A 21,848-nucleotide genomic window follows, 5' to 3' on the forward strand; every position below is an offset into this window, starting at 1 on the left:
AAACGCGGGCCACCAGGGCCCGCGTTTTTGCTTTTAGTTGGAGCAACCGATGTTGTCCAGGAACTGTAGGTAAAAATCACTATCGCCAGCGGGCAGGTTCACCGTGAAAGTGGCCGTGCTCACGCCTTTGTAGTTCACATTGTACAGCGGCTGGTGCTGCAGGGAAAGCACGTATGCATTGAAGCATTCATTGGAAGGCAGGTTGCCATACGTGATGGTCACCGTGAGCGGTTGGGTAGGATCTATCTGGGTATACCACGACGTGGCATAGGTACCCGGTATGCCTACGTCCACACCGTTCACCACCAGGCTGGTTACATTGCGGAGGGGATTGCCGTTATGAACGATCTGCAGGGTTACCGTGCGATGCCTGGCTACGGTGGCTACGGAGTCATGGGAGATGCCGGAATGCTTGCCGGTGGAGGCAAAGGAGGCTACAGACAGGCAGCAGGCAGCTGCCAGGAAGAGGAGTCGCTTCATGGTGGTTGGTTTGTTAAAGGTGAAAAGGATCAGATCCCGCTACAACCAATGTTGTCGAGGAACTGGATGTACAGGAAAGTGCTGGTGGCAGGCAGTGTCACGGAGAATGTGGCCGTGTTAGTGCCCGCATAATTTGCACTGTACAACTGGGTGCTGTTTTCGTCACAGCAAAAGACGTTGAAACAATCTGTGGCGCCCATGTTTGAATAGGTTACTGTCACAACATGTGTACCGGTGGTGGTGTTGCCAAACACGCCTATCGGGTAGGCGCCGGAAGCGCCTGTTACGGCCACACCATCCAATGTTACGCTTACAATGTTGCGGATGGTACTTCCTCCGTTGTGTACTACCTGGAAGTTAGCGGCGCCACTGACCTCACGGTACTTCGTGGAGGGGAAAAGGTGGTTGCGGATCGGGCTTGCATAGGTTGATTGCAGCAAGCAGGCGGACAATGCCAGGCAGCAGGCAGCTGCACGTAACGCTTTGTTCATGTACGGTTGGTTTTATGGATTAAAAAATGGTTGGCAAAATGGGGAGTGGTTGGTTGCCCATTAACAGGCATGCGGGTAAAAGAAATGGCAGTGTTTTTTGCATGGATATAAACGGGCTGTGATACAGTATGAAATATAGCACATCACAGCCGGTTTTCTGATGTCCGTTTTATCTTTTCTTATCAGTACTTCCGTTTCCTTTCAATGGATAATTTTTTCCTTCCTGATACCAGCGTGGATGGATGTCCATCAGTTTATGGGAAAGCATTCTCACCCCCTGTGGAGGAACTGTCCGCCGTGCGGTCTTCACCGGTGTAGGGCTACGCGTTTTTTAGTGGCTGTTATTGCAGCCCGGTTTTCCCTTCTTCATCTGCAAAGTGCACTTCCAGCGTATGATCTTTTAAAAAAGGTTGGTAGTACTGTGTAAGCAGGCGGCGGATCTTGTCTTTGGATTGCTGCAGGTAAATGTTGTTATGCGCCAGCTGGTCGCGGGAGGTTTGATACAATTTTTTCTGCACCACGGTGTAGGTCTCATCATCCTGGAAAAGCAGGAAACCCTTACGGTTAGCGGTTTCCATCTTGTCTACCTTCAGCTCATAGCTGAGCAGGGCGGGGGCAGGGAGGTCTACCCGGATCACCTTTTTATCAAGGTGGATGTGAAACTGGCTGCTATCTATCACTACGCCGTATTTGGCTACATAAGGGATGGTTACAAACACGGTGTTTTCCAGGAATGCTTTCTTCAGGTTATCACTCCAGTCGTTGTTGTCTGTGATGTTACTGGTTTTGATGCTGGCATTGCCCATTACTTCCAGGCTGCCCAGCTCCGCAATCTCCCGCACGATCTGGCTGTTGGAGATCGTTTCCTCGGTAATATGTTTACTGCCAAATTGCTTTCCTATCCAGAACACAGCCACGATGACCACCACCAGGCAAAGCGTGTAGAAGAACCATTTCATAAAAGTCGTTTATCAGGCGTAAGTAAGTTGAGCAATGAGGGCTGCGTGTTGCGGGTATGCCGCCTGCAGGCTGGCGCGGTCTGCCAGTTCAAAATCTGCAAAGTCAAAGCCGGGGGCTACGGTACAACCCACCAGGGCAAAGGTTTCCGGGGCTGTGGTACGTGATGCAAACCAGCTGCCGGCGGGGATCACCAGTTGCAGTTGCTCACCGGCTTCCAGGTCGCGGCCCAGGCGGTGATGCAGCAAAGTGCCCAGCGGGGTAATTTCGTATATACTTAACGTTGAGCCATCGTAAAAATGCCACATCTCATCCGCCGCAATGCGGTGAAAGGCGGAGAACTGCCCGCTCTCCAGCAGGAAATAAATGCCGGTGCTGGCCGCACGGTCGCCCTTAAAGGTGCCGGGAAGGCTGCTTTGCGGCAGTTGCAGGGCGCTGCGGTAGGTTTCGCGGAAAGCGCCTCCTTCCACGTGCGATTCCAGTTTCAGGTGCTTGCGCCAGTAGGCGGCATTGTGCGTGAACATGCTCCGTTCCATGACATTAAGGTAAAAAAAAGTCCGGACGCAAGCTGTCCGGACCTTGATAATTGGCAAAAGAAAAAATACGCGGCTTTAGGCAACGGCTACCTGCTGTTGTTCCATCAGCATGTTCACAATGTTCTTTACCGGGGCAGTGCTTTCCGTTTCATGGGTAAAGTAGTGGCCCGGCTGGCCGTTAAAGGAGAGGAAGTCGCGCACAAATGTGGCGGCATCCGCGTAACCGCTTCTTTCCAGGGCGGTTTGCCACTGCGTGCGTTCCATCTGCTGCAGGGCTTTCATGGCATGTTTAAAACGCAGGATACGTGCGTACAACATGGGCGGCAGGCCTATCACTTCCATGAAACGGCGCTCCAGGGTGTGGCGGCTTTGCTGGAACAGTTCCGCCAGTTTGCCCATGCTAACATTGCCATTTTCTCTGATCATGTAATCAGCCATCTGGTCCACTTGTTTGAGTGCGTGCTGCTGCTCCATGGCTTTACCCAGGCCCGTGTTCAGGCACTCATACAGGTATTGGGGCATGGGCAGGCTGGCCAGTTGCTCCTGCAGCTGGCACCAGATGTTATTATCAAGTTTGGTAAGGTCGCGGCAGTAGTTGGTGAGGGTACCCATATTCAGCCCGAGCAGCTTGCGGCTGCCATAAGCATTGAGCTGCACAGCTACCAGTTTTACCGGGCCGTTTGCATGCAATTGGTGGGCGCCGGTAAAGTGGCCCAGGATGCAGGCCTGGGGCAGCACAAAAGTGGCGTGGCCGGCCGGTGTGCAGGAAAGGCTTCCTTCCTGGATAAAAATGAGGTACTGATCCCCCAGGGCAAACAGGTGTTGCGGTACCTGCACTGCTCCGGATACACTTTCCTGCCAGTAATAATAGTGCTTAACAAAAGGGTTCAAGCTGGCTGCGGGACGGTAAATATGAAAGTTCATAGGGACGGTTTTAGGATGATAGGATATACCGTTGGTCTTATTGTAAATATAGGTAAATGTTAAAATGTGAGGATATTTTTTTATAAGTTAATAACCAGTTGATCCGGAAGCCGTTGTGTGCATCAATAAAATACCTGGGCCAGTGTGGTAGCGGGTTTCAGGGGATGGGGCGGCTTTCCGAAATACTACTGCACTGGGTTATAGCGCCTTAGGAGGGCAGGGGTAGAAGACTGTTAAAGAACTAGTCAATTTATTAAATAAATTATATGTAATATATTTTTAATACGTTAATAATTTGTAAATGGCGGGGCAAAATTTGGTAGAGAGCAATGTGTGTTTGCCCCGCATCTGATTTATTTCACGTCAAAGCCCCAGTTGCTGCCCTTTTCCGTGGCGGGTACGCCCTTGTCCAGCCACTGCGGGGCGGGGGCGCCTTTCAGGAAATGGTCAAAGAACTGCTGCTCACGGCGCTGGATATCCTTGCGATTCTGGCGCTGTACCAGGTTGTGGGCTTCCCCGTTATAATTGAGCAGCCATACCGGCTTGCCCAGCCTGCGCATGGCGGTAAAGAGCTCAATGCCCTGGTACCAGGGTACTGCCCCATCCGCATCGTTGCTCATGATCATGAGCGGGGTAGTTACATTGGGCAGGTGGAAGAGGGGGGAATTTTCCAGGTACAGTTCCGGCTTGTCCCAGATGGAAGCCCCCAGGCGTGACTGGCCATGCTCATACTGGAACTGGCGGTTCATGCCGCTTTCCCAGCGTATGCCCCCGTAAGCGCTGGTCATATTGGCCACGGGCGCACCCGCCCATGCGCATTTGAAAAGATGGGTGGCCGTGACGAGGTAAGCCACCTGGTAGCCGCCCCAGCTCTGCCCCTGGATGGCCATATTGGTACTGTCTGCCCACGCATGCGTAGCCAGCGAGCGGGCACCGCTCACAATGTAATCGTAAGCGCTCCGGCCCGGATGACCATCCTCGTAACGGATGTCTGGTGCAAACACCAGGTAGCCGCGGCTTACAAAGAAAGAGATATTCAACCGGCTGGGAGTAGGCGCTGGTGGCTGATAGGCATACAGCCCGTCAGAGAGTTTTTCATAGAAATAAATGATCACCGGGTAGTGCCGGGTGCTGTCAAAGTTTTCCGGTTTGTAGAGAATACCTTCTGCGGGCTTGCCGCTGAAAGTGGTCCATTTATACAAGGCCGCCGTGCCCCAGTTGTACTGCAATTGCTGGGGATTGATGGCGCTCAGTTTTGTAGCGGCGGCAATGGTCTTGCCGGCATACACATCCGGGGAGGCTTCGTAGCTCGCCTTCAGGTAGATGTAGGCATCGGCATCCTTTGCCTTGGCCAGGCCCAGGTAAGTGTTGGGCGAAAGCACCAGTGTTTCCGGGGCTTTCGGCGCGTTGAGCTTCACGGCTGCAAAGCCATTTTCCTTGCTGGTCTCATCAAAGGTTTCCAGCACCAGGGTTTGTTTGGGAGAGAAGAAGCGCTCTTCCGCATCCAGGCGTACGTTGCGGTAGCGCAACTTTTGGGCGCGGCCGGCGCCGGCGGTCAGCATCTCCGGGGCCTCCCTGCCCGCAGGGTCTACCTTCCAGATATCGTACCGGTCATACACGTACCAGTATTTATCGCCCGCGCTCCAGCCGGCAAAGCCGTACTCACCGGGAAGATCGGGATGATCATCTTCTTCGTCCGCCATGCTGGTGGGGAGGTGTGCGGTCATGTTCACCACCGCGCCGGTGGCGGTATGGTAGCTGAACCAATGCTTGTCTGGGAGGCTGTACCAGATCACGTACTGGCCGGTGGGGGAGTAATAGAACTGCCCGTCCAGGTCCTTGCGGATCAGCTTGCGCTGGCCGTTGTGGATGTTTTCCAGGTAAGCCGTTTTCAGTGTACGGCCGGTCCACTGGGAGGCAATGCGCTGGCCGGCATCGGTGTAGCCCAGGGCATATTCACTGTTATTTTCATCTGTGAGCAGCACGGTTTCCAGCGTCTTATCACCCAGTTGTGCAAAGCTCCGGTTAGACAGGTGGTACACCGCCAGGTAGGTACGCTTTAGCTCCTGCTGCAGGTTCTTGAGCTGTACGGGCTGCAGGTAGTCGTCCTGGTAGTTCCAGATATCCACCTTGGCCACTTCAAAATCCACGATGGTGGTGTCTTTAGGCGGGGCAATGGGAGCGGTGCCCAGGAAAATGCGGGAACCGTTCCTGCTGAAAAACACCGTGCCGTTCTCGCTCACATTCCAGTGGGCAGGCATGTCGGCCGTGTTCCTGTTCACCACCACGCTGGCGCTGTCCTGCCCGGGCAGGTAATAGTAAAGGCTATAGAAATGCTGGAGGGCTTTGGCAGAGTCGCGCTCTGCTACAAAGGCCACCTGCTGGCCGTTTTCATCAAATGTGAGCTGCTTTGCGTTGGTTACCCCGTGACTCAGCACCAGGGCTTTGCGCGGCGCCGTTTGCCACACCACCACGTTGCGGACCAGGGAGTCTTTATTCCCGCCTTTGCACACGGCCAGCAGGGCATTGCCTGGTTTGCTGAATGTGTAGTCTACCACATCCTGCAGGGTGTCCTGGGTGCCGCTGTGCAGGTTGCGCACCAGCAGCAGGCCCTGGTCGTTGCTGCCTTCCGGCTGCTTGCCGTCATCGTCCGGATCTTCCGCCAGGTCGTTCATGATTGCTTTGCTGCGGTCTATTTTTTTATGACCGGTATCAGGTTTGGGTTTCTCCAGCAGCATGGCCAGGTAGCCGTTGCCTTTGGCCGGGGCCTTGAAAGATTTTACGTTGGGAAAACGAAGCATACCGGTATCGCCCAGGGCTATGATGCCCAGGGTGTCTTTGGGCATATCTGCCGGCTTGGTCTTTTTTATACGGGCCTGGCGCACGTCCCTGAATGCGGGCTTAATGGTAAAGGCCACGTAGCGGGAGTCCTGGGTAATGAGCGCGCCGGTGGCCCGCGCTACCTCGCGCTGCTGGCCGGTTTTACGGTCATAGACCACCAGGGTGGCATCGCCCTCCTGCGGGGTGATGTTGTATACCACCCACTGGCCGTTATTGGAAATAGCTTTGGCGCCGATGCTTTGCCAGGCGTCATACACGTTGTGATCCAGCGGCTTTTTGGAAGGTTGCTGGGCATGGGAAACAAGCGGCAGCAGGCAGGCTGCGGCAAACAGTATATTTTTCAAAAGCACGGAAGAATTGGTCGTGCCCAATATACGCAGCCTTTGATTTTTACAGGATAAAAAGGGGATGAGTGGTCAATGTGCTGCCCCCAGCCGTTCCCGCCGGCTTTCTGCAGACACGCGGGCCATTTGCAGTACCACGGAAAGAATGATACAGCCCAGGCCAATGTAAAAAGAGGCGTTCAGTTCCTTGTTCTCGTGAAACAGGATAAACGCCATGATAATGCTGTATACCGGCTCCAGGTTAAAGGTGAGGTTTACCGTAAAGGCGGAGATCTTCATCAAAGCGCTCATAGACAGCAGGTACATCACGATGGTGCAGGCCCATGACAGGATGAGGAGGTAGATCCAGTCCATGGTAGTAGGCCAGATGCTGGCCACGGGGAAAGCATGCAGGTACAGGGGCATGGCGGCCGTGAGCACCAGGGCGCCCACTGTCAGCTCGTACAGGGTGATGGTCCTGGAATCGTTATGGCGCAGCAGTATTTTATTGTTGATGGTGAACAGGGCGCAGCACGCGGCGGAGATAATGCCCAGGATAATGCCGGTGCGGTATTGCGCATCAAAATGAAAGATCAGGAGAATGCCGGCCAGCGTGAGGGCGCTCAGCGCCATTTCCACCACATCTGGCCGGCGGCGCAGGATGATGGGCTCAAAGATGGCAGTAAACATGCTGGTGAGGGAAAAACATACCACGGCAATGGACACGTTTGCGTACTTGATGCTGCCGTAAAAGAAAAGCCAGTGCAGGGCAATGATAATACCGTTGCCACCAATGGCGGCTATTTGCCTGGGGCTGATCTTGCGCAGGGCACCCTGGAAGTAGAACAGGGGCCAGAGGGAGAGGGCGGTAATACCCATACGATACCAGACCAGCAGTCCTTCATTCAGATCGATCAATTTCCCCAGGATGCCGGTGAAGCCGGCCAGGAACACGGAAAGGTGTAGTTGTATCAGCGCTTTTCTCATAATTCGCCGCAAAGGTACGGGGAAAACTGCTGTGGGAGGAACTTTTTGCGGACGGCGGAGGTACCTTAAAATAAAGATCCCCGCGACCTTTCGTTGCGGGGATCTTTATCCAAAATGTTATTAAAAAATGCCTACTTAGAAACGGTTCCTTGTTCCGGCGCAGTGCCCTGCCGGGCCGCTACGCGGCGGTGATATTTTTTAAAGAGGCTCTGGGACTGGATCTTCAGCACCCCAAAAACACCTTCTTTGATAATACCCTTGCTCATCTTGGAGTAGCCCTCTTTGCGGTCTATGAAGATGATGGGTACTTCTTTAATGGTAAAGCCCAGCTTCCAGGCGGTGAATTTCATTTCTATCTGGAAAGCATACCCTACAAACTGGATGGCGTCCAGGTTGATAGCCTCCAGCACGCGGCGGTGGTAGCAAACGAAGCCCGCGGTGGCATCACGCACGGGCAGCCAGGTAACCAGGCCTACATAAATGGAGGCGCCGTAAGAAAGCACGGCACGGTCCCACGGCCAGTTTCTGGTGCCGCCACCTTTTACATAGCGGGAACCTACAGACACATCTGCACCTTCTTCGGCGCAGGCGCGGTACAGGCGGGGCAGGTCGGCCGGGTTGTGGGAAAAGTCTGCATCCATCTCGAAGATGTACTGGTAGCCATTGGCCAGTGCCCATTTAAACCCATGGATGTAGGCGGTGCCCAGTCCCTGTTTACCGCTTCTTTCCTCCAGGAATAACAGCCCGGGGTAGGTGCGCTGCAATGATCTTACGATAGCACCGGTACCATCAGGTGAGCCATCATCCACAATGAGCACGTGAAAGTTCTCTTGCAAACCCATGACTGCCTCAATGATACGTTGGATATTATCCTTCTCATTGTAGGTCGGTATAATTACCAGCTTTTCCAATTAATGCGAATAGTTTTGTAGAGGGCGAAAATAGCTAAAAATAAAATGTTACGCGGAAAAACGGTAATAACATTAGATTTTTTTTAACACCATACTCCGGTAGATCTCTGTCAGTTTTTGTTTGGTGTTCAACGGAAAATCCGCTTTCATCATCCAGTCGTAATACTGGGGCTCCACTTTCAGCACTTCGCGTACCGGGCGGCCCTTGTATTTCCCGAAATTGAAGATCTCCACTTCGCCCTGCATCACCATGCGGCGGGCAAAGTCGATGTAGCCGTCTTCCTTGGTAAATTCCGCCAGGGCGTGCACGTCCTTCTGCAGTTGCTCATAACGGTCCAGCTGTGCTTCCAGTACCTCGTAGGTGGCCAGTGCATCGGCCTCGGCGCTGTGTGCGTTTTCCAGTTCCTTATCGCAATAGAACTTGTAGGCAGCGGCCAGGGTGCGCTTTTCCATGAGGTGGAAGATCTTCTGTACATCTACGAACTTGCGGTTGGTCAGGTCAAATTCCATATCACAGCGCAGGAATTCTTCTACGAGTACCGGTATGTCAAAGCGGTTGGAATTATAACCGGCAATGTCACAGTTGTCCAGGAACTGGCGCAGTTCATTGGCCAGTTGTTTAAACTGGGGCATGTCCTTCACATCGTCATCGCAAATGCCATGAATGGCCGTGGAGGCGGCGGGGATGGGAATGCCCGGGTGGATGCGGCGGGTCTTGCGCTGGATGGTCTTATCCGGCATCACTTTAATAATGGCGATCTCTATGATGCGGTCTGTGGCTACGTTGGTCCCGGTGGTTTCCAGGTCAATGACTGCCAGCGGACGGTTGAGTGTTAAGGTGGACATGTGGTGTGTTTGGTTTGTACAATGTACGCTGTACAAGGTACAAAGTATATCGTTGTGATGCCGGCGCCGGCGGGCGCCGCGGCTGTTAGGGCAATTTATTTTTCAGGGCTGCAATGTCCAGGCCATCGTAGGTGCCGGAGCTCATGAGCAGCAGGGTCGTGTTGCGGTAATTCTGTTGGTCCAGGAATGCCTGCAGCGCGTCTTTATCGCTGATCACCTGCAGCCGTTCGTTTTCAAAACCCACTTTGATATCCGTGGGGTCCAGGTCTGGCAGGCGCTTCAGCTCCAGGGCATGTTTGCTGAAGTAGACCACGGGCACATCGGCTTTGTCCATGGCGCCGGCATATTCGTGCAGGAAATCTTTATTGAGGCTGGAATACGTGTGCAGTTCCAGTACACCGATCAGCTTACGGTCGGGAAACTGGTGCTGGGTGGCCTGGATGGTGGCCTTTACCTTGGAAGGGGCGTGGGCAAAGTCGCGGAAGATCACGCTGCTGGCCGTTTTGGCCACTACTTCCAGGCGTTTGGCCGCGCCGGTAAAATCGGCAATGGCGCCCAGGAAGGTTTCATCATCAACGCCCAGTTCATTGCACACCAGTTTAGCCGCGTGCATGTTCAGCAGGTTGTGCTCCCCAAATACCTGGAGGTCTGCAAAGCCTTCTTCAAAGAAGATGCGGGTCACGCCTTCGCGGATCATGTGGATGGGCGTATTGTAGGGTACCAGTTTCAGGTGGGTACCTTCTTTTTCCACCAGCTGGCGCAGTGTTTCGTCTGCATTGTTGTAGATCAAAGTACCACCGGCTTCCATGGTGCGGATGAAGATGGCAAATTGTTCTTTGTAGATCTCAAACGTGGGGAACACGTTGATATGGTCCCAGGCAATGCCGGTAAGTACGGAAATGTGCGGGTGCAGGAAGTGGAACTTGGGCCGTTTTTCCAGGGTGGAGGCCGGGTATTCATCCGCTTCGCACACGATCACAGGAGCATCGGTGATGTTCACAGACTGGGAGAAGCCTTCCAGGCGGGCGCCTACGAGGTAGTCGAACGCTTTGCCAATTTTATGCAGCACGTGCATGATCATGGCGGTGGTGGTGGTTTTACCGTGGCTACCGCCAATGGCTATACGTTTTTTATGAAGGCTTTCCTGGTAAATGTATTCAGGGAAGGAATAGATCTTCAGGCCCAGTTGCTGTGCCTGGAGCAGCTCGGGGTTATCTGCCCGGGCATGCATGCCCAGGATAATGGCATCCAGGTCCGGGGTAATACGCTCCGGAAACCAGCCGATCGCCGCAGGCAAAATGCCTTCCGCGGCCAGGTTAGATGCAGCGGGCTCAAAGATCTCATCATCGCTGCCGGTCACCTGGTAACCTTTCTTATGCAGGGCAATGGCCAGCTGGTGCATGACGCTACCCCCGATGGCTATAAAATGAACTTTTGTCATATGGTGTGGGCCTGGATATGCACGTAGCAGACGGGAAATAATTTAATGCAATTTCCTGTCAAACATAGTGTTGTTTTTTTTAATATAAATTTTATATTTGCAAAGTAACGTTACAAAACACGAATTAACAAGGCAGAAACCGTGCGAACCAGCAGGGATTTTGGTGTAAGCCTTGGTAAGGCAGTGCCCGCCAGCGTTACAGCGCGTAAGGCGTATTGTTTTCGTACTTTTACAGGGCCTTTGTGCCCCTGGCAGCTACCCGGACAATTAAGCGAGGTGGCTGCGCGTTTCTATCCCGATCGGACCTTTATAAAACCAATTCTATAAAACTTAATCAGAATCCATCATGAAGTCTTACGTTAAAGTTCTCGGTTGTGTAATGTTGCTGGGTTTTCTTACAGCCGGTCTGAGCTCCTGCGCATCCCAGGGTAAATTGGGTTGCCCGATGAAAATCAGTAAATTGCCTGCTGAAAAAAGCAATAAGTGTTAATGAATTGGGAACCGCTTACATCTGAGGAGCAACTTACAGCCATCAATGAATTATCCCACCGGCACCCGGTGGCTATTTTTAAACATAGTACCCGCTGTTCCATCAGCAGCATGATCAAATCCCGCCTGGAGCGGGACAAGGCACCTGCCGATGTAACCTTTTACTACCTGGACCTGATCCGCTACCGCAATGTATCAAACCGCGTGGCAGATGATTACCGGGTGGAGCACGAGTCCCCGCAAATGCTGCTCATCCGTGACGGCAAATGTGTTTACCACGAAAGCCATAACGGCATTTCCATGGCGGATATAGGAGACCATGCTGTATAAGCCAGGCGCAAAAAAATAATTACACAGGCCGCACCAAAACAGGTACGGCCTGCGTTATTTAGGGGAATTTATTCCATCCTCCCGGCAAACCGTTCTTATCAAAGGGAAACCGCTTGTAATGCCTTATTGCCCCCGCAGGGGGCTAAAATGTGGCGGCCTCAAAAATTGGTGCAGGTTTTGCGCTGGAAAGGATACAAAACTGTACTTTCATCACTCATTTTTAAAACACCCTACATGAAAAGACTTCTTATTGCCATGGGCCTGGTGGCCACTGTAGCTGGTTTTTCATCCTGTAAAAAAACGGAAGTAACCCAGATCATCGATAATACGCAGGCTATCGTTTTCACCATCAACCCTGCAGACTGGAAGGCTACTGACAATACGAACAAGGAATACGTGGTGTCTATCAATACCCCGGAAATAGACCAGGACATGTTCCAGAACGGCAGTGTGCTGGTATACATTTCCATGGACCAGCAGAGCCAGACCTTTGATGCGCTGCCTTCCACCATTGGCAATTATGTGCTCACTACTTACCACACCGTGGGTGGCGTGTACATTGATCTCACCTTCTTTGACGGCCAGGCGCATGCCGCTCCCAATGCCGGGGTACCCTGCAAGATCATGCTGGTGAGGGCCGGTTCCGTTTCCAATTGATCCAAGTTTTGAACTTCTTCATAAAACAAAGAGTGCTATCGCCCCCGCGGTAGCACTCTTTGTTTTGCTACCTTTGGCCCATGAAACACAGAATAGTAGTAGCCATCACCGGCGCCAGCGGCGCTATTTACGCCCGGCAGCTGCTGCGCAAACTGGCCACCATCCCGGACCAGGTGGAGAAAGTAGCGGTGTTGATGAGCAACAATGCCCGTACGGTGTGGCAAACGGAATTGGACGATACCAGTTACGAAAACCTGCCTTTCCCGGTGTATGGACAGCAGGATTTCATGGCGCCTTTTGCCTCCGGCTCCGGGCGTTATAACACGATGATCGTATGTCCCTGTTCCATGGGCACCCTGGGCCGCATAGCCGGCGGCATCTCTAACGACCTGCTTACCCGCGCGGCAGATGTAGTGCTGAAAGAGCGCCGCAAACTTATACTGGTATTGCGCGAAGCGCCCTACAACCTCATACACATCCGCAACATGGCCGCCGTAGCGGAAGCCGGCGGTATCATCTGCCCGGCCACCCCGTCGTTTTACAGCAAGCCCCGGGACCTGGAAGCCGTAGCCGGTACCGTGGTAGACCGGGTGCTGGACCTGGCCGGCCTGGAACTGCCCACGTACCGCTGGGGAGGGGAAGATTAACCATTAACAAGTTTTTGTATTTTACCGCCTGCTTTATCAATCCATCTTTATGCGCATCGCCATCATCAACGGACCTAACCTGAACCTGCTGGGCAAGCGGGAACCAGGCATTTACGGCAACGCTTCTTTTGAAGAATATTATGAAACGCTGCGGGCACAATTTCCCGACGTTACCTTTTCTTACTACCAGAGCAACGTGGAAGGCGAATTGATCAACCACCTGCATGAAGTAGGTTTCAGTGCAGACGGTATCCTGCTTAACGCTGGCGGCTATACGCATACCTCCGTGGCCATCCGCGACGCCATTGCCGGCATTAAAACACCCGTGATCGAAGTGCACATCAGCAATGTATACGCCCGCGAGGAATTTCGCCACACGTCCCTGATTGCGCCCAAATGTGTAGGCAGCATCTGTGGCCTTGGCATGAAGGGATATGCGCTGGGGGTGGCGTATTTTTATGGGAAATGAAAAAGGTCTTAGGCCCTGGGTCTTAAGTCTTAGGTATATAACATTGTGAACAGGAAAAAATAAACGGGGCCCGTAACACTGCGTTACGGGCCCCGTTGTTTTAAATCCGTCTGCCGGACCTAAGACCTAGGACTTAAGACCCAGGTCCTAAGACCATCCCTTACACTTCGTTCACCGCAGCTACGATCACATTGTCCTGGACGCTGATATGGTAGCGGCAATCTTTGTTTTTCAGGAAGGCCACTACGGCTTCCAGGGCGGGCCAGCCGTCCTGGCCGTTGAACCGGGCGGCGTTGTTGATGAGGAAAATGTGGCGGCCGGCGGTGGTGAAGAAGACTTCCAATTGCTCAAAGATAGGGCAGATCTTTTCGTGCAGTGTGTTGTAATGCCCGTCCAGCCAGCAGATCACGGGTTGCTGGATGTGCTGGTCCAGCTGGTTCAGCACCTTGCGGCTGGCCCCCCAGAGCAGTTCCACGGTGGCCCGGCCGAGCGGCCTTTTGTTCGGAGCCACATAAAGATTTTCACTGATCTCCGCGGCAATGAAGCGGTCTTCGGATGGGTGGCCGGCCTGGGTATCGTCGGGAAAAGTGTTGATCTCCAGCAGCGTATGAATGTCATGTTCCTGGAGGTAATGCTGCAGGATGCGTTGTTTTACCAGGTGAGGGAAGGTGCGTTGTGTGGTGACTTCCGTGTTGGGTGTGCGTTGCCAGAACAGGCGTAGCAATTGTTTGATCATGCGACAGCAATTCTTCGTTGTTAATCTGATATGGTTTGTCCTGAAAGCAAAAAATCCCCGGGCGCAGGCGGGGGGATCATCTAATGTTGGAATAGATCGTTCAGTGGTGTGGCCGGAAATGCGTTTGTTCGGTGCCTTGTGGTTTTCTCTTTGGTTATATGAGTCGTGGTGGCCAGTACCGTGCCGGTAACTGCCTAAAAAACGAAAAGCCCGGACAATTATTGCCCGGGCTTTTATAAAAGTGTGGATGACCATTAGTGGTGCAGTTCTACCTGCAGGGCTTCCGCTTCGGTCTTGAAAGCCTCGCGGGCTTTCAGGCCCAGCAGCTGGAACATCATGTGGTCTTCTTCAAAGGAAGGATTGCTGGTGGTCAGCAGTTTTTCCCCGGTGAAGATGGAGTTGGCACCTGCCATGAAGCAGAGGGCCTGGTCGCTCATGCTCATTTCCGCACGGCCGGCGCTCAGACGCACCATGGCTTTGGGCATGAGGATGCGGGTGGTGGCGATCATGCGTACCATGTCCCAGAACTCTACCTTGGGCATATTTTCCAGGGGGGTGCCTTTTACGCGGGTGAGGGCGTTGATGGGCACGGAATCCGGGTGCTCCGGCAGGTGGCTCAGGGTATGCAGCATGTTGATGCGGTCTTCGTGGGTTTCGCCCAGGCCGATGATACCGCCGCAGCATACGCTCACACCGGCTTTACGCACGTTGTCCAGGGTCTGGAGGCGGTCGTCGTAAGTACGGGTGGTGATGATGTCGCTATAGTGCTCGCGGGAGGTGTCCAGGTTGTGGTTGTAGGCATACAGGCCGGCATCTGCCAGCTTGGTGGCCTGTTCAGCCGTGAGCATGCCCAGGGTGCAGCATACTTCCATGCCCAGTTCATTCACGCCTTTTACCATATCCAGTACACGGTCAAAGTCGCGGTTGTCGCGTACTTCGCGCCAGGCGGCGCCCATGCAGAAACGGGTGCTGCCGGCGTCCTTGGCTTTCTGTGCATAGGCCATTACCTGCTCCTTCTGCATCAGGGCGTGGGTATTAATATCTGTATTGTAACGGGCAGCCTGGGGGCAATAAGCACAATCTTCCGGGCAGCCACCTGTTTTAATGGACAGGAGGGTACATACCTGCACTTCCGCGGTATCCTGGTATTTACGGTGCACGGTGGCGGCGCGGTAAACCAGTTCCAGCAGCGGCGTGTTGTAAATCTCCTTTATCTCGTCCAGCGTCCAGTCGTGGCGGATCTCCACTTGTTGCATTTTTTTAATGTTTTAATGAAAAAAACCGGCTGCAAAGATGCAAAGCTGGTGGTCAAATGCCAAATAAATTTATTATGAGAGAGGTCCTAGGTCCTGGGTCTTGAGCAAATTTAGAAGACTTAGGACCTAAGACCCAGGACAATTTTCCCTATAGATAATTGAACGCTGTCTTTGGTGTAATCTTCAGCAGGGTGTGATAGATCAGCCGGATGGTGTTTTCCACGTCGTCCTTCTTGATCATTTCCACGGTGGTGTGCATGTAGCGCAGGGGAATGCTGATCAGGGCGGAGGGGGTACCATCGTTGGAGTAGGCGAATGCATCGGTGTCCGTACCGGTGCTGCGGCTCACGGCGTGGCGCTGGAAGGGGATCCCTTCTTTCTCGGCAGTGTCGATGATGAGGTCGCGGAGAATGTTGTGCACCGCGGGGCCGTAAGTGATGCTGGGGCCTCCGCCGCATTTGATCTCACCTTCCACGTTCTTGTTGATCATGGGCGTGGTGCTATCGTGCGTTACATCGGTGATGATGGCTACATTGGGCTTGATGCGCTTGGCCACCATTTCCGCCCCGCGCAGGCCTACTTCTTCCTGCACGGCGTTCACAATGTAAAGGCCAAAGGGCAGCTTGTCTTTATTTTCCTTGAGCAGGCGGGCTACTTCCGCGATCATGAAGCCGCCAATGCGGTTGTCCATGGCGCGGCACACGTAGTAATCGTAGTTCAGCTCTTCAAAGTTTTCGTCAAAGGTGATCACGTTGCCAACGTGGATGCCCAGGTCTTCCACTTCTTTTTTGCTGCGGGCGCCGCAATCAATGAAGATATTGTCCACCTTGGGTTGCACTTCCTTACCATCAGGATTGCGCTGGCGGGTGTGGATGGCGGGCCAGCCAAATACACCTTTTACAATGCCATTCCTGGTATGGATGTTCACGCGTTTGGAGGGCGCTATCTGCTGGTCAGAGCCTCCATTGCGGATCACGTAGATGAGGCCTTCCGCGGAGATGTAGTTCACAAACCAGGAGATCTCGTCGGCATGCGCTTCGATCACTACTTTGAACGGCGCATCCGGGTTGATCACGCCGATGGCCGAGCCGTAAGGATCCACGATGCGCGTGTCGATATACGGTTTCAGGTACTCCAGCCATATTTTCTGGCCTTCTTTTTCAAAACCGGTAGGGGAAGGATTGTTCAGGTATTTTTTGAGAAACTTCAGGGAAGCATCCGTGAGTATTGATTGCTGCTTTTTGCTCATAGCCTTATATGATTTAGCCTCACATTGAGATCGTACAAAAGTAAGGGTTTGCACAATACAAAACCCCTATAACCAAAGCCACAGCAGGTGCAGCACAGGAGCCAGCATCACCAGCCCGTCCAGCCCAAAATAATAGAGATAATCGGAGTGATTACGTTTGGCGGTGCCGGTAAGGGCGGCCAGCAGCAGTACCGGCACTATCATAATGGATACCAGGATGCCGGGTGCAAAAGGATAGAGCATGGCGGCACAGCCGGCAGCTACAATAAGGCAGGCATAGTACAGGTTGCGCCGGGTATGCTCCGGCAAAAAGGTGATAAGGCTGCGGATGCCTTCCCGCTTGTCCGATTCCAGGTCGCGTTCATCAAAGAGAATACAGGATGCATAGGTGAAGAAAAAGCGGTGCAGCAAAAAGATCCAGGCATTGGCATCCAGCGGGTGGTGGGCTATCCAGATGGGCATCACAGAAGTTACGTAGGTCCACACGAGGGCCAGGAACAGGGTCTTGGCGATGGCTATTTTGCGCAGGAACAGGAAAGGTCTGTGCGGCAGCTTGGGGGCGGTGTACAAAGCAGTAAGGACAATGGATACGCCCAGTGCCATCCAGTGCATGCGTAGCGGCCACACAAACCAGGCGGCGCCGGCCAGTCCCAGGAGGCCCAGGGCCAGCTGCAGGTTGCGGTGGCGCCCACCCCATATTAACCGGTGTGAGTGCTCATTGGTAGTGGGAGTAAGCCACCAGTGGAAGTTATAGCTGCAGATGGTAGCGGCAAATACGAAGCTGCAATAGGTGCGCACAGGATAATCCAGTCCCAGCACGGTATTGGTATGCCATATCACCATGACGGCACATAGCGCCACGTAAATGGAACTGAACAACAGGAAGTTGAAGACAGACTTTAGCAAGCCGTTAATAGTTAATCGTTAAAGGTGGATCGTAGCGGATCAAAGGTAAATCGTAAAAAAGTTACAAGTTGAAAATTTAACCGGCGATGGGCTGCCATCAACGATTTACCCGCAACATTCAATCGTCAGCCTTTAGCAATTCACTTTTAACCATTAACGATTAACCTCCATTTACAGGGGAATATTCCCATGCTTCTTCCGCGGCATGTTCACCACTTTATTTTCCAGCATTTTATAGCCCCGTATCAGTTTGCTGCGGGTTTGTTCCGGCAGGATCACTTCATCGATATAACCCTTTTCCGCGGCCAGGTAAGGATTGGCAAATTGTTCCGTGTACTCGGCCACCAGCTCGTTCATGCGGGCTTCGGGATCGGGGGCGGCGTCAATTTCTTTTTTGTAGATGATCTCTACGGCGCCTTTGGGGCCCATCACGGCAATTTCTGCGTTGGGGAAGGCAAAGTTCAGGTCTGCCCCAATATGTTTGGAGTTCATTACGCAGTAGGCGCCGCCATAGGCTTTGCGGGTGGTCACTGTGATCTTGGGCACGGTGGCTTCACAGAGGGCGTAGAGCAGCTTGGCGCCGTTGCTGATAATGCCGTTCCATTCCTGGTCTGTTCCGGGCAGGAAGCCGGGTACGTCTACCAGCACCAGCAGGGGCACGTTGAAGGCATCGCAGAAGCGGGTAAAGCGGGCGCCCTTCACGGAGGCGTGGATGTCCAGCACCCCGGCCAGGTTTGCCGGCTGGTTAGCCACAATACCGATGCTGCGGCCGGCAATGCGGGCAAAACCCACGATGATGTTTTCCGCAAAATCCCTGTGCACTTCAAAGAAGCTTTCTTCATCTACGATATGACCGATGACTTCTTTCATATCATAAGGTTGGTTAGGGTTTTCCGGTACCAGGGTATTGAGTGCGGGCCGGCGTTCATCACGGCTTTCGTAAGGGTATACCGGTGCGGTTTCCTCGCAGTTCTGCGGGATGTAGGAGAGGAGTTGTTTAATATTCTGGATGCACTCCACTTCATTGGCGCAGGCAAAGTGGGTCACCCCGCTTTTGGTGGCATGGGTGGTGGCCCCGCCCAGTTCATCGGCGGTCACATTTTCATGGGTCACGGTCTTTACCACATTGGGACCTGTGACAAACATGTAGGACGTATTTTCCACCATGAGGATAAAGTCTGTAATGGCCGGGCTGTATACGGCGCCGCCGGCGCAGGGCCCCATGATGGCGGATAGCTGGGGGATCACGCCGGAGGCGCGGGTATTGCGGTAGAAAATATCGGCGTAGCCGCCCAGGCTTACCACGCCTTCCTGGATGCGGGCGCCCCCGCTGTCGTTCAGGCCTATGATGGGCGCCCCGTTCTGCAGGGCCAGGTCCATTACTTTGCAGATCTTGCGCGCATGCGGTTCGGAAAGGCTGCCTCCGTACACGGTAAAGTCCTGGGAGAATACGTATACCAGGCGGCCGTGAACGGTGCCGTACCCGGTTACCACGCCATCCCCGGGAAACTGTTCCTGGGTAGCATTATCACGGTTATGTACCAGCATGTCCAGCTCTTCAAATGAGCCTTCATCCAGGAGGAGTTGCAATCTTTCACGGGCGGTGAGCTTTCCTTTTTTGTGCTGGGAGGCAATGCGGGCCTCACCTCCGCCTAACAGGGCTACAGCCATCTTCTGCTGTAGTTGTGGGATCTTTTTCATGCGTAGAATATGATGGTATTGGTGCTGGTAAAAATAAAAAAGGATTCCGGTAAAGGAATCCTTGCGTATGAAGGTAGTGTTTTTTATTCTTTGATGATGGCAGTTTTGGCGGTGAGCACCGTGTCGCTGAAATGACCGGCTGCATCCCGCACGTAGGCGCTGAACCAGATGCTGTCGTTTGTGGAGGTAGGATTGAACCCGATGATGTCAATGCTTTGCAGGGCAATGGTCACCTGGCCTTTTACGCTGTGGCCTTTATTGGCCCCGATGTCCGGCATCTGTGCGTAGATCCAGGCGGTGGTATCGGGCAGGGTATTGTTGATATCCTTGCTTTTATAGTGGGCGCGGATGCCCAGGGTATCATTGATATCGCCATCGGCGTCGGCAATATTGAAGGTAACGTTGAAATTATAGCCGTTCTGGGGAACGCCGGCCGCAGTGGATGCAAAGTAAACACTGGGATCATAGCTCGCAAAGCTCAGGGAAGGTTTGGTACCGGAGCTTTCCTTTTTACAGGCGGCCAATACGCTGCAAACAGCGGCGAACATCAGAATTTTCTTCATAAGAACAAACCTACATTAAATTGGTTAATATGCCAATAGCACTATAGACATTGGCCGGCGGCCGGAGTTTAAAACGGCGGCCGCTTTTCTAAAAACGGTATTCCGGGATATTTGTTACGCCCGGCAGGTAATTTATCCCGCAGCCTGTAACTTTGCAGTTCCGAAGGATTTATCTGAAGACTATGAGCACAGCACTGATGGACCGCATTTTCTCCGTAACGGAAGCCGGCTTTGAAGCCCTGGCCCTGGAGGTATTCCGCCTGCAGTACCAGGAAAACGCCCTGTACCGGGCCTATACCGATGCCCTGCGCATCCGGCCGGAAACGGTGCATTCGCTCACCCGGATCCCTTTCCTGCCCATCCAGTTCTTCAAAACCCATACGGTTACCTCCGGCCAGTTTACACCGGAGCTGGTGTTTGAGAGCAGCGGCACCACGCAAACGGTGAACAGCCGCCACCTGGTGAAGGAGGCCGCCTGGTATGAACGGAGTTTCATGCAGGCCTTTGAACATTTTTACGGGCCGGTGGAAGACTACGTGGTACTGGGCCTGCTGCCTGCATACCTGGAGCGCAAAGCATCCTCCCTGGTGCATATGGTCAATGCCATGATCCAGGTGAGCCGCCACCCGGAAAGCGGTTTTTACCTGTATGAGCATGCCCAGCTGGCGGAGCGCCTGCAAGCCCTGGAAGCCCGGGGGCAAAAGGTGTTGCTCATAGGCGTCACCTTTGGATTACTGGATTTTGCGGAGCAATACCAGCTGCACTTAAAAAACACCCTGGTAATGGAAACCGGGGGCATGAAAGGCCGCCGCGAGGAATGGACCCGCCAGCAGGTACACGATTTCCTGCAATCCCGTTTAGGCGTGCCAGTTATACATGCGGAATACGGCATGACAGAGCTCCTGTCACAGGCCTACTCCAGGGGCAACGGCCTTTTTGAAACCCCATCCTGGATGCGCGTGCTCCTGCGTGATGAAAGTGATCCCTTCCAGCTTTACGAGCGCGCTGCTGCCGGCGTGATCAACGTGGTGGACCTGGCTAACCGGTACTCCTGCGCCTTCATTGGCACAGAAGATATCGGTAAGCTGCATGCCGATGGCCGCTTTGAGGTACTGGGCCGCCTGGACAACTCCGCCCTGCGGGGATGCAGCCTGATGGTAAGTTAATATTAAAAATATTTACATATATTTTTTACCTTGCATGGGTTACTATCCGATGTAAGATGAAAACGACTGTCCTATTCCTATGCAGCTGCCTGGCGGTGTGCAGCGCCGATGCGCAGCTTTTGAAAAAAGCGGGTGATAAACTGAGATCCGTGGTGCACAGAAACAATGCAGATTCTACCTATGCCATGGCAGACGGCGGCGAGCCTACCATGCCTGCCGATGTGGAAGAAAAAGCGGTGCGCAGCGGCCAGCAGCGTGCCAACCCTGCCCTCCTGATCTCCGGTGATGACCGGGTGCAGATAGACTCCACTTTTGATTTTGATGTGGCCATTTACCAGGACATGGAAGCCTACCAGGGCAACCAGCTGGTGAAAGATGGCGGCCAGCAGATCGTGATCTATTACAGCGCCTCCCAGCCCATGTTTGCCATTCAATTGTCCAGCCGCGCCACGGCGGCCCGCCATCACTTTTACGGCAATTTTGAAAAGGAATCTTTGCTGAACATTACCGGCGATGAAAAAATAGCCAGCGGTGTAAAACAGGCTATGTCGCTGGAAGCCATCGAGCCTGCATATCCCGGTGATTTTGGCTACCTGGGCGTGCTGCTGCGCACGGGCAATAAAAAGGTGATAGCAGGCGTAGCCTGTGAAGAATATTTAGGCCACAACGATGCGCATGTGACCAATACCAACCATGGTGCTGTAACCGCCCATGTGTGGATCCCGCAGGACCCGCGGACGTTATTCCCCGGTTATGGTTTCATCCCTAAAAAATACCTGGATGAAATAGAAACCCTGCGCACGCAAGGTGGTTATGCACCATTCATTTTCCCGTTGGAGATGTACCTGGAATACGGGAATGGTGACAAGGTATACACGTTCACGAATGACATTATCATGGGCGAGCACCGCACGGTGAGCGTAATGGATATTGTTAAATAGC

Annotated in this window: 22 protein-coding genes; 6 read left to right on the plus strand and 16 right to left on the minus strand. The window is 53.3% G+C overall.

Annotated elements, in window-relative coordinates:
- Positions 1-33: 33 nt before the first annotated feature.
- The 10 genes from DCC81_RS19815 to DCC81_RS19860 form a co-directional block, all read right to left on the minus strand.
- Positions 34-480 (minus strand): hypothetical protein, encoded by a 447-nt coding sequence (locus DCC81_RS19815; protein WP_108688428.1) that lies wholly within the window; start codon positions 478-480, stop codon positions 34-36.
- A gap of 29 nt (positions 481-509) precedes the next feature.
- The gene (locus DCC81_RS19820) at positions 510-971 is read right to left on the minus strand and encodes a hypothetical protein (protein WP_108688429.1); all 462 of its coding nucleotides are present in this window, start codon (positions 969-971) and stop codon (positions 510-512) included.
- 341 nt (positions 972-1,312) lie between these two features.
- Entirely contained in the window at positions 1,313-1,930 is a 618-nt protein-coding gene (locus DCC81_RS19825; protein ID WP_108688430.1) for a DUF4230 domain-containing protein, read from the minus strand.
- 12 nt (positions 1,931-1,942) lie between these two features.
- Positions 1,943-2,464, minus strand: a complete 522-nt coding sequence (locus tag DCC81_RS19830) for a cupin domain-containing protein (protein WP_205686392.1) — start codon at positions 2,462-2,464, stop codon at positions 1,943-1,945.
- Positions 2,465-2,539: 75 nt separating this feature from the next.
- A complete protein-coding gene (locus tag DCC81_RS19835; protein WP_108688432.1) occupies positions 2,540-3,388 on the minus strand; it encodes a helix-turn-helix domain-containing protein in 849 nt (282 codons plus the stop codon).
- A gap of 353 nt (positions 3,389-3,741) precedes the next feature.
- Positions 3,742-6,579, minus strand: a complete 2,838-nt coding sequence (locus DCC81_RS19840; RefSeq protein WP_394337128.1) for an alpha/beta hydrolase family protein — start codon at positions 6,577-6,579, stop codon at positions 3,742-3,744.
- Between the two features lie 66 nt (positions 6,580-6,645).
- Positions 6,646-7,539, minus strand: coding sequence for a DMT family transporter (locus DCC81_RS19845; protein WP_108688433.1), 894 nt, complete (start codon positions 7,537-7,539; stop codon positions 6,646-6,648).
- A gap of 131 nt (positions 7,540-7,670) precedes the next feature.
- On the minus strand, positions 7,671-8,450 hold the full coding sequence (locus DCC81_RS19850; protein ID WP_108688434.1) for a polyprenol monophosphomannose synthase: 780 nt from the start codon (positions 8,448-8,450) through the stop codon (positions 7,671-7,673).
- A gap of 72 nt (positions 8,451-8,522) precedes the next feature.
- Positions 8,523-9,296 (minus strand): 3'-5' exonuclease, encoded by a 774-nt coding sequence (locus tag DCC81_RS19855; RefSeq protein ID WP_108688435.1) that lies wholly within the window; start codon positions 9,294-9,296, stop codon positions 8,523-8,525.
- 85 nt (positions 9,297-9,381) lie between these two features.
- Complete coding sequence (locus DCC81_RS19860; RefSeq protein ID WP_108688436.1) at positions 9,382-10,737, minus strand: UDP-N-acetylmuramate--L-alanine ligase; 1,356 nt, start codon at positions 10,735-10,737, stop codon at positions 9,382-9,384.
- A 489-nt stretch (positions 10,738-11,226) separates the two neighbouring features.
- On the opposite strand from DCC81_RS19860, the gene ytxJ reads away from it, so the two are divergent.
- The 4 genes from ytxJ to aroQ all read left to right on the plus strand — a co-directional run bounded on the left by ytxJ (position 11,227) and on the right by aroQ (position 13,329).
- Positions 11,227-11,556, plus strand: coding sequence for a bacillithiol system redox-active protein YtxJ (ytxJ, locus tag DCC81_RS19865; RefSeq protein WP_108688437.1), 330 nt, complete (start codon positions 11,227-11,229; stop codon positions 11,554-11,556).
- Positions 11,557-11,790: 234 nt separating this feature from the next.
- Complete coding sequence (locus tag DCC81_RS19870; RefSeq protein WP_133177733.1) at positions 11,791-12,213, plus strand: hypothetical protein; 423 nt, start codon at positions 11,791-11,793, stop codon at positions 12,211-12,213.
- An 80-nt stretch (positions 12,214-12,293) separates the two neighbouring features.
- Positions 12,294-12,860, plus strand: coding sequence for a UbiX family flavin prenyltransferase (locus tag DCC81_RS19875; protein ID WP_108688439.1), 567 nt, complete (start codon positions 12,294-12,296; stop codon positions 12,858-12,860).
- A 49-nt stretch (positions 12,861-12,909) separates the two neighbouring features.
- The gene (gene aroQ, locus DCC81_RS19880; RefSeq protein WP_108688440.1) at positions 12,910-13,329 is read left to right on the plus strand and encodes a type II 3-dehydroquinate dehydratase; all 420 of its coding nucleotides are present in this window, start codon (positions 12,910-12,912) and stop codon (positions 13,327-13,329) included.
- 160 nt (positions 13,330-13,489) lie between these two features.
- Here aroQ and DCC81_RS19885 read toward each other — a convergent pair whose 3' ends face one another.
- From DCC81_RS19885 to DCC81_RS19910, 6 genes are all read right to left on the minus strand, one after another.
- Positions 13,490-14,065, minus strand: coding sequence for a hypothetical protein (locus DCC81_RS19885; RefSeq protein WP_108688441.1), 576 nt, complete (start codon positions 14,063-14,065; stop codon positions 13,490-13,492).
- 254 nt (positions 14,066-14,319) lie between these two features.
- Positions 14,320-15,321 (minus strand): biotin synthase BioB, encoded by a 1,002-nt coding sequence (gene bioB / locus DCC81_RS19890; protein ID WP_108688442.1) that lies wholly within the window; start codon positions 15,319-15,321, stop codon positions 14,320-14,322.
- 148 nt (positions 15,322-15,469) lie between these two features.
- Complete coding sequence (locus tag DCC81_RS19895) at positions 15,470-16,570, minus strand: M42 family metallopeptidase (RefSeq protein ID WP_108688443.1); 1,101 nt, start codon at positions 16,568-16,570, stop codon at positions 15,470-15,472.
- A gap of 66 nt (positions 16,571-16,636) precedes the next feature.
- On the minus strand, positions 16,637-17,476 hold the full coding sequence (locus tag DCC81_RS19900) for a UbiA family prenyltransferase (RefSeq protein WP_133177734.1): 840 nt from the start codon (positions 17,474-17,476) through the stop codon (positions 16,637-16,639).
- A gap of 171 nt (positions 17,477-17,647) precedes the next feature.
- Positions 17,648-19,177, minus strand: coding sequence for an acyl-CoA carboxylase subunit beta (locus DCC81_RS19905; RefSeq protein WP_108688445.1), 1,530 nt, complete (start codon positions 19,175-19,177; stop codon positions 17,648-17,650).
- 83 nt (positions 19,178-19,260) lie between these two features.
- A complete protein-coding gene (locus tag DCC81_RS19910; RefSeq protein WP_108688446.1) occupies positions 19,261-19,740 on the minus strand; it encodes a hypothetical protein in 480 nt (159 codons plus the stop codon).
- A gap of 182 nt (positions 19,741-19,922) precedes the next feature.
- On the opposite strand from DCC81_RS19910, the gene DCC81_RS19915 reads away from it, so the two are divergent.
- On the plus strand, positions 19,923-20,906 hold the full coding sequence (locus DCC81_RS19915) for an acyl-CoA synthetase family protein (RefSeq protein ID WP_108688447.1): 984 nt from the start codon (positions 19,923-19,925) through the stop codon (positions 20,904-20,906).
- 56 nt (positions 20,907-20,962) lie between these two features.
- Positions 20,963-21,847, plus strand: coding sequence for a hypothetical protein (locus tag DCC81_RS19920; RefSeq protein ID WP_108688448.1), 885 nt, complete (start codon positions 20,963-20,965; stop codon positions 21,845-21,847).
- Position 21,848 lies beyond the last annotated feature (1 nt).

It is taken from the genome of Chitinophaga parva (assembly GCF_003071345.1).
Classification (GTDB): Bacteria; Bacteroidota; Bacteroidia; order Chitinophagales; family Chitinophagaceae; genus Chitinophaga; species Chitinophaga parva.